Origin of the sequence: Chitinophaga dinghuensis, from assembly GCF_003259435.1 — a bacterium.
GTDB classification, from domain to species: domain Bacteria; phylum Bacteroidota; class Bacteroidia; order Chitinophagales; family Chitinophagaceae; genus Chitinophaga; species Chitinophaga dinghuensis.
In genome coordinates, this window is the sequence record NZ_QLMA01000012.1 from 86,329 (window position 1) to 105,319 (window position 18,991).

The following is an 18,991-nucleotide window of genomic DNA, read 5'->3' on the forward strand; positions in this document are numbered from 1 at the left end:
GGCCAAAATTCCATAAATATTTGGAGCTAATTATTATCATGCCTGATAAACATCTGTTAAATAACAGTCTACTTATCATGTAGAGGAAATATGATTACACAATTTAGCTGCAATCAGGCATCAGTAACTTTTTAACAGCTGCATCAGTTCATCAGCGGAAAGTTGTAATGATTTATCGGTTCCTTCCAGCAGTTGATCTGCCAGTTCCCGTTTGGTATGATGCAGGGTAAGGATTTTTTCTTCAATCGTATGCATGGTTACCAGTCGATATACGGTTACTGGCCGGGTTTGGCCGATACGTCTGGCGCGGTCAGAAGCTTGTTCTTCGATCGCGGGATTCCACCATGGGTCCAGGTGGATCACATAATCTGCGGCGGTGAGATTGAGCCCTAATCCACCTGCTTTGAGGCTTATCAGGAACAGGTCTGCCTCTCCTGCCTGGAATTGCTGTACCAGCTTAGCCCGGGTAGCAATGGGGGTACTGCCGTCCAGGTAAAGGAAACGGATACCTTTTTGCAATAAGGCCGCTTTAATCAGGTCCAGGTGCATTACAAACTGGCTAAACACCAGCGCTCTGTGTTGATTTTCTATCAGCTCGTCCACGACTTCCAGGAATACTTCCAGTTTGGAGGAACTGATCTCCAGGCTGCTGTCCAGCAGCTTAGGATGACAGGCTGCCAGTCGCAGTTTCGTAATTTCTGCTAATGCTTTGATATGTCGCTGTGCATTATTTCCTTCCTGCGATTGTAACGCCTCCAAAGCATTGCGGCGCACGGCTTCATAGAAGGCCGCTTCATCCGGGGATTGCGCCACCAGCTTAACGATTTCTGTACTTGGTGGCAGCTCTTCCAATACGGCCGTTTTGGTACGGCGAAGCATAAACGGAGATAATAATTTCTTCAGTTGCTTCTTCACTGCACTTTCCGGGTTCCTCAAACCAGGAAATACATACTGTTTGTTGAAGAACTCCTGGCTCCCCAACAGTTCTGGTTGGAGGAAGTGGAAGAGTCCCCATATTTCCCCCAGATTATTCTGCACTGGCGTACCTGTGAGTGCCAGTCGGAATCCGGCTTGCAGTGCATAGGCCGCTTTTGCTGTACGGGTTTGGGGATTACGGATAATATGTGCCTCATCTAATACAACCGTTGTCCAGGATTTACTAGTTAGTAGCTGTCGTTCAGATTGTAATAACCCATAGGTAGTGATAATGACATCAAAGGCTGTAGCATCGCGGATGATATGGGCGCGATTGCCAGTACTCAGGTCAATGCAGTTCAGTGTGGGGGCGAACTTAGCGGCTTCGTTTATCCAGTTGGGTAATACAGACGCAGGGCATACTACCAGTGCAGGGCCGGCGGCGGCTCTGTGGAGTAATAACGTTAACGACTGTACGGTTTTTCCCAATCCCATGTCATCTGCCAGACAAGCGCCGGCTCCCCAGGAGGCCAGTTGAACCATCCATCGGAAACCTTCTTCCTGATAGGCGCGCAGAGATGTTTGTAATGTGGCGGGGACAGGCGCTGTAATGGCCCTGGCAGCCTCCCATTGTTGCAACATTTTTTGCCAGGCAAGATCTGTTTGTACAGCTTCCAGGTCCATCAGTGCTTCGGATGCAAACGGTACCAGTACCGGACGTATCCGGATACCCTGATCGTCGGCGATGGTAAAGGCGGCCAGCTCCTGCAAACGTCTGCGGATACCTTCTGTCAGGGAAACGATTTCGCCGTTTTTAAGGGTATAGAAGCGATTGTTTTTCCGCTGCGTGGTATTCTCCAGTAATTCTTTCAGGGAGAGCACCGTATATTCATCCAGCTGCACATGCCCTTCACAGGTAAACCAATGGTCTTTTTCTTTGATGGCGATATGCAGTTGTGACAGATCTATTGCGGTGCGGACTTTATACCTTTCTCCTTCCGGCCATTCCGCCACGGCGAGGTGAGGATGCAGCCGGATTATTTCCAGTAGCTGTAGGCAATCAGCGGGATCTTCGAAGATAATCTGATCTTCTTCCAGCTCCTGGACCACCTCCTGCTGGATCAGTTGTAACAATTGCTGGTAATTGGCCAGTTCCTGTTCCTGGTCGCGGCGTGCCTGGCAACGTTCTCCGTTCATGATACCCAGGATAGATTTGCCTCCCAGTCCGGGTTTGCAATAAGGAGGATCAGTACTGAAAGGCTTTACAAAAAAGGCCGCTTTCAATCCTGTGTGGAGAGGCAGTAGCTGCACAACGATCCTCGTGTCTCCCTTAATACTTCGTATATCCATGGGCGTATCCAGCATATCCGCATGGATCGTGAGCGAAGCAGATAAATGTTCCAATACATTGTTCAGTTTTTCGCGGCCGGTTAAAGGGACAGACTGCAACTGGTTGAGCGTACGCAACACATATTGCTGTCGCTGGCTCACATATATCACCTTCAGCCGGTTTGTACCTTCCCGCAGGAAGATGACCGGCGAATTAAAATCATGTACATTGCTGCCAAAGGAAAACCCTCTGGCGGTAGTAATAACGTTGATTTCAGGGCTGCCGGTGGTCACTTCGACTGGCGTCTCTCCATCATACATATTAAACAACAGCGGATGCCCTGCCAGTTCCTTCCATACGCCTGGTGCAAAAGACCATCCATCAGTGCCGGCATTATAAAAGCTCACCTTTTGAACAGTAGCGCCTATACGAAAATCCTGATCGGTCATACCCTCTGCCTGCGCATCTTTCAGGTAACCCAATGGCAATTGCCGGCCACGGCTCCAGCCCGCAGCTTCTTTATGATGCTGCAGTACCGGTTGCACCGTGTACTGATCCATATCAATGAGATAGACAATTCTTGCAGTAGCACCGGCTTTTTCTTTTTGTTTTTCTTCCTGCGACAACAACGTATTCAGGACTCGCTCCCATTCCGGCACCTGCTCTGATGAAGCCCCCAAAGGTTGCAGACCAGTTTGGGATGAAAAGGCATCATACAATTCCTGATAACCATCAAACTGTTCATCGCGGGTATAGTACAGGTATTCAAAAGCGGGTAACAGATAACCATTGGCAACCGTTTTGGCTAACAGCATCCGCAAAGAGGGCTGATATAATAACAACAACTTATTTGCCGGATGGTACCATTTCAGTGCCCAATAGCCCAGAAAGGCCATGAGTCGCTTATCTGGCTCTTTGGTAGCATTTTCAAAGAGGATCTCCAACAGATTTTCCGCGCGTTCTCTTTTTCCGAGATGTAAATATAACAGGGAGACGGCCGGTACAATGGCCGGCGTTGTTTTTCGTTCGTAATGAGCAGTGATCTTTTGCATCAACGGTGTTGCCACCACTGTTGGCAGCAAACAAAGATGAATAGCGTGATAAAAAGCAAATATTGGCGAAGTAGGAATAATGTTCTTTTTATCGCTGCTGCGTTGCTTTTTCATCCCCTGTTCAAAGGCCAGCTTTGCCTTTGCAGGCGTATCGTGATACAACAGCCATACTGCTTGCGCAAAGTAATCATCTGCGGAGGAAGGATCAGGTATGGAGGACATATGTCCGTCCAGTAAATTTATTTCAGGGCAGACAACCGACGCACTAAAGCGATGCAGCTCTTCCTGTAATTGGCGCAGGAGCGAAACTGGCTGCAGTTGCTGCTCTTGAAACCTTATTGCTTGTGAGAAGATGGCATCTGCCGAAATAATACTAAAATGTTGCAATAACGGCCGGTAGGGAATTCTTCCCGCCAGGCAGGAAAGATAAGGGAGGTAATCCGACAGTTGTTGTTCCATTTTCTTCACCGGCGGCCCCAGCAACGTTCTGTCGCCGATAAAATATGCTACCAGTAAGCGTTGTAATTCCTGCAATGCAGCATGTGCGCTATAGAAACTGAAATCGTTTGCAGGCACTTTTTGCAGCATATGCTGGTACTTTGCCTGTTTGATATTTTCCGGAAACAATTGCAGGCAATATTCCAGCGGAAGGAAGTAATTCCCGGCAAAGTTCTTCGCCAGGATGTCCTGATCCGCCAGCTGTAAGAGCAGCTCTCCCACCTCTACTGCCTGCATGGTGGGCACAATGGCCTGCACTGCGGCATTGAGGGTAGGTTTATCTACCGGATACATATAAACAGACAGAATATCTGTCATCATACGAAGCTCCGCGCTGAGGCGTTCATATTGCTGCTGGAATCTTACATCTTCGAACATAGCGTTGCTGCTGATATGTGGCAAAAATAGTATTTTTTACTCCCCACCTTGCGGAAGCGGATATCTTTTGCTACATTTGAAATTATGCGTAAACCATCATTCTCCAACGTATTACCTCCGCCAGTAGTTGTAGTAGTTTCCTGCTAACTAAATAACCGGCGCGATCAGCAATTGACTTCCCTTTTGACTGGGAGAATGAATCGTATTGTCTTAATGTAGCTGCTGGCTATTTAGTTAACCCAAATATCTCTCACTTAATTTATTACACATCACAATTGGAGTTGATTTCAATAATCGACCTCCTAACTGGTTATATTTTTCAATGATGAAAAAATCATTTCTGTTGTTGCATACAGCCATATTTTTGGCGGGGTTTACTGGCATTTTCGGCAAATTAATTTCGTTGAATGAAGTCAGTCTTGTTTGGTACAGGGCTTTATTCTCCTTCCTGTTTTTATTTACCTTACTGAAAGCCACCGGCAGGTTTACCAGATATACGCTTCAAGACCAGCTACTCATCACGGTTTCCGGCCTGTTGCCTGGGTTACAATGGGTATTCTTTTACGGCAGTATCAAATATGCAAACGTTTCTGTGGGCGTTATCTGTTTTTGTACAACCGGGTTCTTTACCGCTCTCATGGCGCCATTCATCACAAAAGCGCGGTTATCTGTCACGGAACTGGGATTAAGTTTACTGACGGTAGCCGGAGTGGCGTTGGTATTTCACTTTGATTCGGGATACCGACTGGGAATCATTTTAGGTACAATTTCCAGCTTATTAGGCGCGGCGTATATGCTCACCAATGAGCAGTTGATCAAACGTTTTGATGCGGGAATGATCAACTATCATCAAATGCTGGGAATCACGCTGGGCATAGGTTTACTCATCCCTTTCTATCAGCATGCTATGCCGGGATTGCATTATAAGCCTACCGGCATGGATCTTATTTATCTTGTATTGCTGGCATCTTGCTGTACCATTGCAGTGTATGTAATGATAGCGGAATCGTTGCGGAAGATCTCTGCGTTTACTGTTAATCTGTCTTTCAACCTGGAACCGGTATACAGTATTATCTTAGCCATTTTCCTCTTTGATGAAAACCGGGAGCTCAACATCAGTTTCTATATAGGTTTATTACTGATACTGCTTTCTGTTTTTCTCCAGATGCGACTGTCCAGAAAAATGGGGTAAATCGATTAAGAACAGGCAGGTAAACGTACCTGCTTGTTTTATCATCTCAAAAAATGTGGTACCTTTCCTACACCCAAAGATGGATATATGAAAGTACATTATTATTCCCCGGAAATATTTACTATCAGCAACTTTTTCAGCAAAGAGGAATGTCAGCAATTGATTGACAGAAGCGAGTCTATCGGCTTTGAAGAGGCCAAAGTGGATGTAGGCGGAGGCGTACAGCGTATGATCAAAGGTGTTCGCAATAATGAGCGGGTTATGTTTTCAGACGAAGCATATGTACAATGGCTCTGGGAGCGTATTGCACCTTTCGCTCCGGAAGGGAAACAAAATCGCCGCGCTTCCGGCTTAAATGAACTCCTGCGTTTTTATCGCTATACTCCCGGACAACGCTTTAAAATGCATATGGATGGCAGCTATGTTCGTAATACGTCCGAAGCCAGTCAGTATACCTTCCTGATTTACCTGAATGACGGCTATGAAGGCGGAGATACTGTTTTTCACAGCGGAGAAGTAGTACGTCCGGAAGCTGGCAGCGCTTTGATATTTTATCATCCGCTGAGGCATGAAGGCAGTTTGCTGCACAGTGGCGTGAAATATGTTTTGCGCACAGATATTATGTATAAAGATATTTAGGAAGACAAACAGTTGAACAATGAAAAAAATCCTGATGGTGCTGCTGGCTGCAGCTACTGCATTTAGCGCCTGTAAAGTGACGGAACGCTCCGGCACAAAGAATTATATTTATGTCCAGAAAAAAGGGCGTGAAAATAAGCAATGGAAGCTTGTCTGGCAGGATGACTTCAATGAAAAATCCCTCGACACTTCCAAGTGGACCCGCATCCCGCCAGGAGGGTCCGCCTGGGACGCACACATGAGCAGTAATGATGCCTGCTATCGCCTGGACAACGGCCTCCTTTACCTTCGTGGCATTATCAACCCTGATACCTCAGTGGATAAACGACCTTATCTCACCGGCGGCATCTGGACCAAAGGCAAATTTGCATTTCAATATGGACGCATAGAAATCCGTGCAAAACTGGAATGTGCCGGCGGCGCCTGGCCAGCCATGTGGATGCTGGCAGAACAGAATAAATACGGTAAATATCCCAGGAACGGAGAAATTGATATCATGGAACACCTGAACCGGGACAGTATCATTTATCAAACTACTCACTCCTACTATACCCTCGATCTTAAACAAACGGAACATCCGCCACATTTTGGTACCGCTAAACTGAATCCGCTGGAGTTTAACACCTTTGGCATCAGCTGGTATCCGGATAAAATTGTATTTCAACTGAATGGAAAGGATACCTTCACGTATCCAAGAGTTACAGGGGTAGATCCTTCCCAGTGGCCCTATGATCAGCCTTTTTATATTCTCATTGATCAGCAGTTGGGAGGCAGTTGGGTAGGAAAAATCAATCCTGCCGATTTACCCGTACAGATGATCGTAGACTGGGTAAAAGTTTATCAATAAAAAGACGTTTGCCCGCATGGGTATTAAAAAACGCCCGCTTCGCGGGCGTTTTTTAATACCCATGATCTGTCGGTCGACAGATCATGGGTAAGGTTTATTTAGCAGCAATTGACAACTGCCGTAATACAGTAGGATCCTGGATTTCCTTATCACGTGCCAGCAGCAGTACTTTAGAAATCAGCTCTGATGATCTTGGATCATCATCTACAAATGGCAGGAAGATACGTCCTCTGTGCTGAGAGTGAACCGGTAAGATAGACAGGTAGTTGCCCGGCAATTGGTGCACTACCGCACTACCCAGATGCACACTGTATTCCCCGTAATGACCTTTGATAAAGACATGATTTCCTTTCACCGTTACGTTCCTCAGTTTGAAGAGTCGCGCTGACTCTTCCACGAGTACCTTACGCAACTCTATGGAAGAATGACTTGCTTCCGGATCTACGCCGCCTACATGCGCCACACTTACCACCAGGTCTATATCCCGCATCACTTCACTGAAGATATGAGAAGGGATTTCAGCAAATGGAACGGATTTTCCTGTTTTCAGATAATGGAACTCGATAGTTTCCAGGGTTGGACTTTCCACATCTGCCGGAGAGAACCAATCCGCCATCGCGTATAGTTTCGCGACAAATGCATGCTTATGGAAGACTTTCTGCAGACCTTCCTGGTAATCCACTTTCCAACCGCGACTTTTCAACAGCGCTACTGTTTGTGATGGTTGTACCTGGTGACCGGCATATCTGCGGGAAATGGTATTTTCTTTCAGCTCTTCTTCCAGTGGCAGGTAGAGCTCCCGGAATATTTGTTTGAATGGTTGTTGCAGACTCTGTGTAAAGCAATAGTGCTGATATCCGCTCCATTGGCCGGAGGCATATAAATCAGTACAATGGGCGATGCGCAGGTCTGCCTTATCTTCTAGCGTATGTTCCTTGCCGTTAGCGTCGGAGAGTTTCCCATTACGCCAGAAGCCGAGTTTATCGCCGGAAATGAATATCAGTTTTTCCAGATGTTTGCTGATAACAGGATGTCCGAATAAGGCTTCCAGCTCAGATTTGGTGAAGACGTCCGCTCTTACCATCGCATCTTCCAGCGCCTTACGGGAACGGCTAAACTGTTCACGGAGGGTTTTCCTGTAATCTAACAGCTCCAGTACTTTTTTATCCTTTTTATATTTAGGCGGAATGGCTTTGAGTTGTTTATCGCCTTTAAAGGCTACTACATCTGCCATGCCTTCTTCGTCTATAATCAGTCCAATGGCCACATCATCCAGCTGAATCTGGGTATTTGCAGCCATGATTTCCTGTACCTGCTTGGTTTCCATTGCCCAGCTGAGTCGTAATGGATCGGTGTATCCGGCATTACGGGCCAGGTTTTCCATGGCAATACGATAAGCGAGGTTTTCACTGGTCTGTTTCTGAGAACCGAATTGCTTGGTTTCTTTATGGAATTGCTGGAGTACCTGATATCTTGACAGTACATCTTTCTGCGGATTGGCTTTGGCCAGCGTAACCAGTCCATATAAGCGGAGATAATCCTGATCGCGTTTATCTTTTACTTTGGCAGTTACTTCTTTCAGTTTGAGATCACCGATGATCACATCTGCGTATAGGCGTGCCCGTCTGTGCGCGTTGCCATCGCTGATATATTTGGCAGCATCGTAGACCATCTGCCAGCGGTCTTTTCCTAATTCTTTATAGGCGCGCTGGAACCAGTCTTTATCTACTGCTCCGTCTTTGAAGTCTTGTAAATCTACCGCAGAATATTTTGCAATTTCGCTTTCTGCTTCTGCATTCTGTTCATTGTAACCGGAGGATTTCGTATGTGCGTGCATCCACCAGATAGCGGAGTCCAGGCCTTTCCAGCCGAGGAAGCTGCTGATATATTTCTGCCAGTGCGGCGCGTAAACCGCTGCATCGATCAGGCGCTGTTCCGGCAGCTGAGCGGCTTTCGCTGCTTTATTAAAAATATCCTGGGTATCGCCTTCAGCAGGATAACATCTTTTTATGAGTACGCTAAAGAGTTCTGTTTTGTTATACTCTTTGGAATCAGCGGAGTAGACATAGCCTCGGTAGAGATTCGTCTTCCCTAATCCTGTCAATAACTCGAAGAAACGGTTAATGCCGAAGATATGGCCAAACTGCTGCACCTTCATGGTAATACTGGTAGCGCTATCTCCACGTTTCAATTCCGCATCCAGGAAGGTTTCACGGATACGATTGAAATAAGACGTCAGGAACGGATATGTTTCAAACCAGGTCTTATATTGTTTACCGTATTTATTGGTAGATAACTGATGCAGATAATCAGTATCCATCAGTCCATCGTACAACTCGTCTTCATTAATAATACCCGCCTGAAAAGCCCGGCAGATAAGACCCAGTGGCGGATTGCAAGGCATTATATTTTCAGGGCGTCCACTGTACTGGCGCCAGCGATATATTTGCCAGACATCCTGTACCTGATGCTCAGCTAATTCTTTTGAATTAAAGGAATCCAGGAATATTCCCATCGTATGGGTCGACTGCCAGCCCATGCCATTCTTATAGAAATGACGAGGTTCTTCCGGATCTTTTGCTGTCAGGTAATCTTCCGGCAGACTCGCAAAGAGGCGGGTGCAAGCTCCTATCAGCCACTCGTATTTATCAGCAGGCGGATGTACGAACAGCAGCACAGCAATAATGCTTTGCATCGGGTTTCTGTACCTGAATTTATCCACGATTTCCTGCGGCATCAGAGCGCTCTTGGAAGGAATGTTCTGAATCAGCGGACGCCATTTCTCTGGCACCACATCTTTTTTATCCTGCGCCAGTACGCCAATGATATATAAGTCCATGTCCGTTAATCCGGATGCCTTATACCAGGCCTCCCATACTTCCGGCAACGGATAAGCATTGAACTCTTCTTCCTTCGTGGCAAATTTATAATTGTATGGTTTGTTACTCTGGAAGGAATTGGAGAGGATAATGGTATTCCTGGAACCGTCCCAGCTCTCTACTTCGTATTCATGATTACCATGGGCCAGATAAACATTATACAAATCAGTGATGGCTGCTCTGACCTTTTCCACAGACATAGACAAGCCAAAGGCATTCTTAGCCAGCAATTGCTCATATATGTTCTCAGGGCGAATGGGGGGCAATGCGGTACGTACAATATTGGCAGGATTATACAGCGAGAAGCCATTTTCTGCTGTCAACATCAGGGCCCCGTCGGCAGCTTTCAGCTGTGTGAGCAGGATTTCTTCTTTCTGTGCGATATTTTTCCTGCTACTGAATTCTTCTGCCCAGGTTACGATTTGTTCTGGTACGCGGCCTGCTTTCTTTAACTGCATAGCCACATCCAGCCCTGCCGTACGTTGTTCTGCATCTCCTTGTAGCAACTGTCCCGTGAGGTTTGTAACCATGGAATCTGGTTGCTTTACAATGATAGGAATGATGCTGGCACGCACATTGGCGCTTTTACGCTTGAGCATCTCTACAAAAATCTGGAGATCTTCCAACGTTAGTTCCAATGTATTGATAACGCGGAAAGCCACTTTCACATTGAACTCCCCACGATCTTTCAGAATACGGAAAGCATAATCTCTTTGCAGCGGCGTCACAGGTTTCTTTTCTGCTCTTTCCCAATGATACTCTGAGTAACCAGGTAATACAATATGGGTGAGTCTTTCCCTCATTTGTACATCCATCTCTTCAAAATAAGAGAGGAGAATATCCAGTTTCGCAGGATCATTGTTGAAAAGGTAGCTCATGGCCTGTAATACATGGTTACGGTCATACTGAATGATGGTCCATGAAAACACTTTACCAGTAACTGTTTTCGCTTTTTCTTTTACACGAATCAGCACCTGATGCAACTGATCAAACAAGTTGGGATAGTGTCTGCTGTAATGCGATTTATTATATTGTACCAGGGTGGTGATACTGCTCACTGCAAGGCCCAGTACGGCAATATCATCACTGGCCAATGCCTTTTCGAAAATTGGCATGTCCAGGTTGAAGTGACTGGATTCATTTGCGAATTTCACTGCAAGACATTGTTTCTCTGAATTGCCGGTGGTCAATAGTTTAGCGAGGAAAGGCAGGGTATTTTGTACATCCATAATTCCCAGTGCCCAAAGCGCCATATATACGTCCCCGTTATTAGGACTGTCGATAGCAGCTGGAATATCCTGTGGATTGGTCAGATAGTGAAACCCTTTTTCGAAGAAGGTTTTCACTGTAGTATCTTTTTCCACTAACCAACCGAGGCCGGCCCAAACGTCGAGGGCACGCACTACGCCGGAGAAGCGGTACAGCTTTTCATCGATGATTACTTTCATCATGTATTTCATCGCGCCGAGACTGCATTCATCCAGGGATTCGGTGATAGTTTGTCGCAAGCCTTCTTGTCGCTGTGCCGCCAGCAGCAGTTTTTCCACCAGTTGCCAGCACTTTTCTTTTTCACTGTTCAGCAACGCTTTCAGGACCTGAGCGGTCATTTTTCCAAGGCTGTCTTTATTGTAAACGATATCTTCAAATACCTGGAATAATGCTTCATCGCCAGCGTCCAGTGCGGCTGCCCAGATCAGAATCATGTTATCGCCGCCCAGCGCAAAGCTATACCTCACTTGTTCGACTAAAGTCATTTTATAACAAGTGGCTTTCTCCGGTGTGTAATACTCCTGGATATGTGCCTGGAGGATAGCGGATTGCAGGAAATTCAACTGATTCGCTAAGTACAGCTCCCTATTGTTGGGTGCGCGGAAAGATCGGCGGTAGTAACTGCGTTGGTAACTGCGGAAACGGATTTGACTCCATGCATATTTTGCGTAGGGCATCCATTCCGGTCCGAAGAAGAAGGTCAGCAATCCTTCTTTCTCAGTGCCTTCCCAGTCGTCATTTCCAAGGTATTTAACAAAGAATTCGTAACGATCATCCCCATACGAAAATTTATTCGGAGGATATTGGTTGGGAGCGGGTTGGAATTCTTCGTCTTCGTTCATCAGTACCAGTCCTGCTTTTGCGGAAGACGGGTTTAATAGTGGGTGGGATTCGCTGCCTTTATAAACAGCTTTCAGGGTGTCAACCAATGTTTTTCTGAAGCCGGGAACTTCCCAGTCTTTCAATAATACTTTTGTCTCCATGTTAAGGTATGATTAAAATGATATAAAGGGTTAAAACAAGCCATTACCAATAGCTGCCGGCCAAGAAGGTCAGGCGGATAAAAGTCATAACAGTAGTGGATTCCAGTGTAATTTCCTCTTCGAGGGATTGTATCTCCCTATCGTCGGCAAATACGGCAAACATCCCGTCTTTAAAGGCGAGTAATGCGGTTTCCTGTGCCTCCTTTGTGTTGGCTACTGTTTCATTGTAATTGATACCGAAGTCCACTTTTCCGGTGGCCGCCTGTGTGGCGATTTCGTCTGTACTTAGGAATGGAAGCACGTGCCGGTCTTTCGGGCGTTGATTGTATGCTTCGACCTGCTGTTTTACAACGGCGAGAATGAGTGTTTCCAAGGTTGGGTTAACGCCGATATCATCAATCTCTAAGGTCTTATTTGCAATCAGTGCATGCTTCCGTCCTAACTGTTTTACATTCACTATTAGGTTCATTTCAAAAAGTTGGGTAACAACGAAAATATAAAAAAAGCGGTAAGAAGTTGCATGACTTCTTACCGCTAAGATAATGATATATACTGAATTATTGCAGGAATGGCGTGATGAGCGACAGCAGTTTATCGGGCATCATGATGATCCCGGTATGGGAAGCGGCGGGTAATACTGCCAACTGGGAAGCTGGCATAGGTACCATATCGCCAAATACGCCACCACCCAGCATCGTGTACATTTCTGCCATATGCGTATAGTCGATCCCGTCATTATCGCCTTTAATAATGAGTACCGGCACTTTCACTTTTTTCAGATTTTCTTTGCCCAGATCGAAAGGTTTTTGTTCGAAACTTATCATGCGCTCAAGAAAGGAATGCCAGTGAGCCGTATCCGGCGCCACAGCATCATATGCCGCCTTCAGCGGCGTATTGGTAAGCATTTCCGGGCTGAGGGATGCAAACGCTTCTTTTGTCGAAGGAATCCAGCCGTTATTGTTGTAGGCAGAAGAAATGAACACCAGTTTACGCACTTTTTCGGGATACAGGATGGCTAGTTGCAGTCCAACGGTGGCGCCTAAACTATAACCTACCACATCCGCTTGCTGTATATGCAGGTATTGTAACAGTGCAGCGGCATCTTCCGCGAAATGAGGAAAAGAAAAATCCCTGGAGCCATCTGCCGTATGGCCATGGCCTTGCATATCCATTACAATCACTTTGTGATGTTTGGCCAGCTCCGGGATCATGGAGCCGAAAGTCATTGCTCCATTCATAAAGCTGCCATGCAGCAGCAGTAGCGGGGTTCCTTCCCCATGAATTTCATAATATATTTTTAAACCGTTTACCGGAGCATATCCGGTTTTAGTCTGTACCGGGGTCTGTGCAGTGCTGATCATGGATAAAAGCGTTAATAAGAGTGTAACAAAAAGAAGATGGATCGTTTTCATTTGGATGCGTACATATTTGACACTACAAAGATGACGGATAGAAAATTTCCGGACAGGGGGTATTAACGCCAATTTTGGGGGCAAATCAGTCAATTTATAGTTGGGTAAGCAAACTATGTTTTAATATAGCAATACTCTCCTGTGCCTCTTTCGTAGTCAGATGGCCAAATCCAAGTCGCATAGCCGTGAGGTCTTTATGCTGATACAATAAGGTTTTCGGAATGAAGAGGTCGTTTTTCGCGCATTCTTTCGCCAGTGACAAGAGGTTTACCGGTTGTTTCCATTGTGTCCAGACAGCCAGTCCTCCTGCCGGTTTTCTGAACGTCATATAATCGCCCAGATGTTCTTCCAGTTGCGCTACAAAATGGTCTCTCCTTTCCTGGTATACTTTCAGCGATTTTTTAAGATACCGATGAATAACGCCTTCTTCAATCATCTCGCCCAGTACCTGTTCCATCAGGATATCCCCCTGCCGGTCGATGATGCCGAGATGCTTGCGCATTTCCCCCATAAGGTCTTCCGGCGCTACAATAAACCCTGTTCTGAAGCCCGGAGCGAGGGATTTACCGAATGCCCCGATATACACCACCATACCGTTTTTATCAGCACTGGCCAATGGTAATACCGGCGTTTTATCATAATGGAAATCGTAATCATAATCATCCTCCAGGATAATGAAGCCGTAAACAGCCGCCAGTTCCAGCAGTTGGAGCCGTCGCTGGGCGCTCAAAGTAACCGTAGTGGGATAATGGTGATGCGGCGTGATATACAACATACGGATCGTATGCCGTTCGCAAATACGACGTACCGCTTCCACATCAATACCTTCTTCATCAATGGGCACCGGCATAATGCGCGCTCCTGATTTCTGAAAGATCATATTCACCGAAAAATAGCTGAGCGCGCCTACCAGCACAATATCATCTTTGGAAAGCAGGATTTCCGCTGTGATGTATACGCTCATTTCCGTGCTGCGGGTAATGAGGATATTATCATTGGAGATATGCAGGCCCCGGGATAGATTGAGGTAATTGGAGAGGTTCCGTTTGAAGAATTCACTGCCATCCTGGTTGTAATAGCCCAGTTTTTTATGATTGCTTTTCCTTTTCAGGTTGGCGGTATACAGACTGGATAACTGTGCCACCTGGGTCAGGCGGATATCCGGCGTACCATCATTGAAGATATAATCGCAGGCAGCATGTTCGAAGGGGTTATCGAGGAGACTGGATTTACGGAAGGAAAATCCCGTCACTTTGGGATACTGTACCAGCTGCGTTTCGGTAGCGGCACGGATTTTCTGTGGGCGGGCATCTATTTTCCCGATGATAAAGGTGCCTTTATTCGGTCTTGTTTCTACCCATCCCTGGGCATCCAGCTCTTCGTATACCGCTACAATGGTGTTCCGGTGTACCTGTAGCAGCTCACTGAAGCTGCGGGTACCGGGAAGACGGGTTCCTGCCTGGAGGAAACCGCGCTGAATAGCATTGATTAGCTGGTTGGCTATCTGGAGATAAACAGCTGTCGTGGACTGGCGGTCTATCGAAACAAAACTCTTATATGGCGCCTCTACCGGACTATTCATATTTCTCCATTTTAAATAGTCCGGCAATTTAGCATATTTCATCCGGACTACCAGAAATATACGATCCGGCCTAGTTAGATAGCCCGGCCAGCCACTACATTTGAATCGAAATAAGAAATATATGTCTCCTCTCCTGCAACATATTGTTGAACATAATGAATTGCATACCAGGTGGTTAAACACATTATCCTTTATGGAAAATGCCGGCGCACGGAAAATTTCCGCCTGTGAAGACAAGACAAAAGTCGATATCATTCAACTGAAACATGCCGCCGAAGAACACCGTCATGCCTATTACCTGAAAAAGCAAATCGGAAAGCTCGATCCACAGGCCTGCCCGGACTACGGGAATAGCTCCCTGCTGGCGCCATTTGCCACTAAGCACTACCTGCATCAACTAGATGTGCAGACCTGCCGCTACCTGAAACAAACATTCGGACTAAACGGACAAGCATTGAAATATGCTGCCTATCTGTTTGTTACCTACGCGATAGAAGTAAGGGCAGACGCGCTGTATCCTGTTTACCAACAGGCACTCGACAAAGTGGGCAGCAAAGTAATGGTACGCTCCATCATCGTGGAAGAAGAAGGTCACCTCGAAGAAATGATGGCACAACTGAAAACCTTCTCGCCAGACTGGGAAACGCATGCCCAGCAAGTACAGGCCCTGGAACAACAACTGTTTATCAACTGGATGGCCGCCATCGAATCAGATATTCAAATTTACGCATAAGCATATACGACATTTCAAATCTATAAGGAAGTTATGACATCAGCTATCAGACACGACTGGACCAAAACAGAGATCCAGGAAATATATGATCTCCCGTTAATGGAACTCATTTACAAAGCTGCCACCGTGCACAGGGAATATCATAAAGCAGATGAAGTACAGGTATGTACCCTCCTGTCTATCAAAACCGGCGGATGTCCGGAAGACTGCTCCTATTGCGGACAGGCTGCCAGATACCATACCGATATTAAAGTACAGGCGTTACTGCCCACAGAAACCGTGATTGCACACGCACAAAAAGCAAAGGAAACAGGGTCCACCCGTTTCTGTATGGCCGCTGCCTGGAGAGAAGTACGCGATAACCGCGACTTTGACCGTGTAATCGATATGGTAAAAGGCGTAAATGAACTGGGCATGGAAGTATGCTGCACCCTCGGTATGCTGACAGAAGAACAAGCACAACGCCTGCAGGAAGCCGGTTTGTACGCTTACAACCACAACCTGGATACCTCAGAAGATTATTACAAAGAGATCATATCCACCCGGAAATTCGATAACCGTATCAATACTATCAATAACGTACGCAAAGCAGGGATCACCGTATGTTCCGGCGGTATCATCGGACTGGGAGAAACCCATGCCGACCGCATGGCCATGCTCCTGACACTGGCCACCATGCCTAAGCATCCGGAATCCGTACCTGTTAACGCACTTGCACGCGTAAAAGGTACGCCACTGGAGAACAATCCAAAAGTGGATATCTGGGAAATGGTACGTATGATTGCCACCGCACGTATTGTGATGCCTGCATCTGTAGTGCGTTTGAGCGCAGGCCGTATTGAAATGACCGAAGCAGAACAAGCATGGTGCTTCATGGCAGGCGCTAATTCCATCTTCACCGGCGAACGCCAGACATTACTGGTAACGCCAAATCCAGGCGTTTCTGAAGATATGCAGATGTTCGAGAACCTGGGTCTGAAACCAATGGAAAATAAAAAAACAGTTAGTTCCTGCTAATCAGGAATGCTTTCATATTCGGCTGGCACTTACTAAAGTGCCAGCCTTTTTTATTGATTTTTACAAAAAAAGCCAGAAAATATACCATTTCAGTATATACCTACCAGTTACCTTAGCACTCAAAAAAAGGAATGAAGCAGATAGCCGTCTTCAGCGACGTACATGCCAACCTGCCTGCATTAGAAGCGGTACTGGAAGATATTGCGCAAAGGAACATTCAGGAGGTATACTGCCTGGGGGATCTGGTCGACTTTGCGCCCTGGGGAAATGAAGTGATTGAGGTAATCCGGAGTCGCGGCATTCCCTGCCTGATGGGCAACCATGACGAACGCATCGCCTTCGGCCACCCGGTAATCCCACTGCCTCACCATGATGAAACAGAAACTGCTCACCGACAAACAGCCATCGCCTATTCCAAAGAATGTATTACCCCTGCCAACAAAGAATGGCTGGCCACCTTGCCTAAACAAATTTCGTTTACCCATGAAGGTTATAGGGTGCAATTAGTGCATGGCAGCACCCGCAGCAATGAGGAATACATTTATGTAAACCATCCAGAGGAGGATTTGGAAAAGATGTTCAGAGATGTCCAGGCAGACACGATCATAATGGGTCACACACATCTCTCCTATCATCGCATTACGCGCAATGGATATCACGCCGTCAACTGCGGCGCCGTAGGCAGAAGTAAAGAGGCCGACAGAGCAGCCACCTATTCCATTATCTCTCTTACAGCAGAAGGCCCGACAATCAAAATAGTGAAACTTCCCTATGACAACATACAAGTAGCCAACGCCATTTATCAAAGTAAAATCCCTGATTTTTATGGCCACTTTCTCTTAGGTAAATAACTATTGACAGAAAGTCTCCAGGTATTCGGCGGTCAGGTTCACGCCACCCAGACTTTTCGCTCTGCGAAAGGCTTCGCAGGCCTCATCCTTGTTATTCATACTCAGGTAAATTCTGCCAATGTTAAACCAGGCAAAGGAATTATCCGGATATACTTCCAGGCTTTTCCTGATAACCGCCATTCCCTTCTCTTTCGAAACAGACATGCCTTCTGCATAACCGATACTATTGAGGATACTCCCTACGAGCTGAGGATCTTTGGCAAACCGCATACCTTGTGTACCATAGTAAACAGCGCTATCATATTGTGCCGCTTCCGCCTGATAATAGGCTAAGTTGGAGTATAGATTGGGGTTTGTTGAATCCGTTTTCAACGCCACTTCCAGTAGGCTATTCGCCATCTGATAGTTTTCATTGGAGCCATAGAGGTAGGACAAGTTAATCAGCCCGGAAATATCATTCGGCGCCAGTTTGCGAAATCGTTCCAGGTCTGCAATCGCGCTGTCAATGTTGACCAGTTTCATATAGGCGTCTGCACGCAAACGCAGCGCTTCTCTGTATAACGGATCTTTTGGCGGCAGCTTGGGAATAGCCTCTGTAAGCAGGTTTACCGCCACTTCGCTATTACTGCCATCCAACAATAATACGGCCTTGATAAAATCAACGCCAGTGGCTTTGCCGGAAATTATTTTCTGCTGTACACGCGGTTTGGCAGCAGCTCCTTCTTTCTTTAACTGTATGGCCAGCACCTTCAGCGGGTCCTGCTGTGCATAGGCTGATATACATAAAAAGGAAAGTGTTATAAAGAAAATCGTTTTCATAAAGGTGACAGACAGGGATTACTTAACCTGATTAAATTTTTCCAATGCAGCAGCTACAGTTGGATGAAAATTGACCAGCTTTCCTTTGTTACTTTCAAAAATAAAATCGCGTATACTCTTCCCCGGGTACTTCTCAAAGTCGCCCACTATATACATATGCATTTTGTAGTTGGAACATTTCTGCAAAATCTCGCCGGCTATACCAGAAGATAAATCAAAAAATGCCGGAATGATATTTTTTTCATGCACGATCACCCGCTCGTAATCCTGGTAATAAAGATCCACGAATATTTGCAAAGCGTTATCTGCGTTGTCCAGCAGCACCGTGTCTGCCTGCAATTCTGCTATCTTATACGCCCCTGCTATATGTGTAATTACTTCCATTTCTATTGATTAGCTGTTAAAAAGCAAATCTATAAATAACCATTCTAAATAATCGATTATTCAGATTAGAATCCTAATAGAAAACTGAATTATTGTAGCAGTATTTCCCCAAGCTGTTGACAGAAAACCGTGCCCAACCTGCCGCTTTGGGAGGAACTCTTTCAAAATGGGAAATACCCTTCCAAAATGGAAGGGTTCCGTTGATCGCCCT

The 18,991-nt window shown here is 46.2% G+C and carries 13 protein-coding genes; 6 read left to right on the plus strand and 7 right to left on the minus strand.

Annotation, left to right across the window (positions count from 1 at the left end; all coding sequences use genetic code 11):
- Positions 1–120 precede the first annotated feature (120 nt).
- Positions 121–4,197 carry a DEAD/DEAH box helicase gene (locus tag CLV59_RS27750; RefSeq protein ID WP_146616339.1) on the minus strand — a complete coding sequence of 1,359 codons (4,077 nt, stop codon included), beginning with the start codon at positions 4,195–4,197 and terminating at the stop codon, positions 121–123.
- A 301-nt stretch (positions 4,198–4,498) separates the two neighbouring features.
- Here CLV59_RS27750 and CLV59_RS27755 point away from each other — a divergent pair, with 301 nt between their 5' ends.
- From CLV59_RS27755 to CLV59_RS27765, 3 genes are all read left to right on the plus strand, one after another.
- A complete protein-coding gene (locus CLV59_RS27755) occupies positions 4,499–5,365 on the plus strand; it encodes a DMT family transporter (RefSeq protein WP_111595396.1) in 867 nt (288 codons plus the stop codon).
- An 87-nt stretch (positions 5,366–5,452) separates the two neighbouring features.
- Positions 5,453–6,004, plus strand: coding sequence for a 2OG-Fe(II) oxygenase (locus CLV59_RS27760; protein ID WP_111595397.1), 552 nt, complete (start codon positions 5,453–5,455; stop codon positions 6,002–6,004).
- A 19-nt stretch (positions 6,005–6,023) separates the two neighbouring features.
- On the plus strand, positions 6,024–6,851 hold the full coding sequence (locus CLV59_RS27765; protein ID WP_245950973.1) for a glycoside hydrolase family 16 protein: 828 nt from the start codon (positions 6,024–6,026) through the stop codon (positions 6,849–6,851).
- Positions 6,852–6,945: 94 nt separating this feature from the next.
- Here the strand turns inward: CLV59_RS27765 and CLV59_RS27770 are convergent, their stop codons facing one another.
- The 4 genes from CLV59_RS27770 to CLV59_RS27785 form a co-directional block, all read right to left on the minus strand.
- Positions 6,946–11,982, minus strand: a complete 5,037-nt coding sequence (locus tag CLV59_RS27770) for a DUF4132 domain-containing protein (protein ID WP_111595369.1) — start codon at positions 11,980–11,982, stop codon at positions 6,946–6,948.
- Positions 11,983–12,025: 43 nt separating this feature from the next.
- Positions 12,026–12,451, minus strand: coding sequence for a hypothetical protein (locus CLV59_RS27775; RefSeq protein WP_146616340.1), 426 nt, complete (start codon positions 12,449–12,451; stop codon positions 12,026–12,028).
- Between the two features lie 88 nt (positions 12,452–12,539).
- Positions 12,540–13,394 (minus strand): alpha/beta fold hydrolase, encoded by an 855-nt coding sequence (locus CLV59_RS27780; protein ID WP_111595371.1) that lies wholly within the window; start codon positions 13,392–13,394, stop codon positions 12,540–12,542.
- 94 nt (positions 13,395–13,488) lie between these two features.
- A complete protein-coding gene (locus CLV59_RS27785; RefSeq protein ID WP_111595372.1) occupies positions 13,489–14,976 on the minus strand; it encodes an aminotransferase-like domain-containing protein in 1,488 nt (495 codons plus the stop codon).
- Between the two features lie 121 nt (positions 14,977–15,097).
- Here CLV59_RS27785 and CLV59_RS27790 point away from each other — a divergent pair, with 121 nt between their 5' ends.
- The 3 genes from CLV59_RS27790 to CLV59_RS27800 all read left to right on the plus strand — a co-directional run bounded on the left by CLV59_RS27790 (position 15,098) and on the right by CLV59_RS27800 (position 17,577).
- Entirely contained in the window at positions 15,098–15,709 is a 612-nt protein-coding gene (locus tag CLV59_RS27790) for a hypothetical protein (protein WP_111595373.1), read from the plus strand.
- Positions 15,710–15,742: 33 nt separating this feature from the next.
- Positions 15,743–16,726: a biotin synthase BioB gene (gene bioB / locus CLV59_RS27795; RefSeq protein ID WP_111595374.1), complete on the plus strand. Its 984-nt coding sequence runs from the start codon at positions 15,743–15,745 to the stop codon at positions 16,724–16,726.
- Positions 16,727–16,857: 131 nt separating this feature from the next.
- Entirely contained in the window at positions 16,858–17,577 is a 720-nt protein-coding gene (locus CLV59_RS27800; protein WP_111595375.1) for a metallophosphoesterase family protein, read from the plus strand.
- Here the strand turns inward: CLV59_RS27800 and CLV59_RS27805 are convergent, their stop codons facing one another.
- Positions 17,578–18,396 carry a tetratricopeptide repeat protein gene (locus CLV59_RS27805; protein ID WP_111595376.1) on the minus strand — a complete coding sequence of 273 codons (819 nt, stop codon included), beginning with the start codon at positions 18,394–18,396 and terminating at the stop codon, positions 17,578–17,580.
- A gap of 18 nt (positions 18,397–18,414) precedes the next feature.
- Positions 18,415–18,780 (minus strand): DUF4180 domain-containing protein, encoded by a 366-nt coding sequence (locus tag CLV59_RS27810; RefSeq protein ID WP_111595377.1) that lies wholly within the window; start codon positions 18,778–18,780, stop codon positions 18,415–18,417.
- Positions 18,781–18,991: the final 211 nt, after the last annotated feature.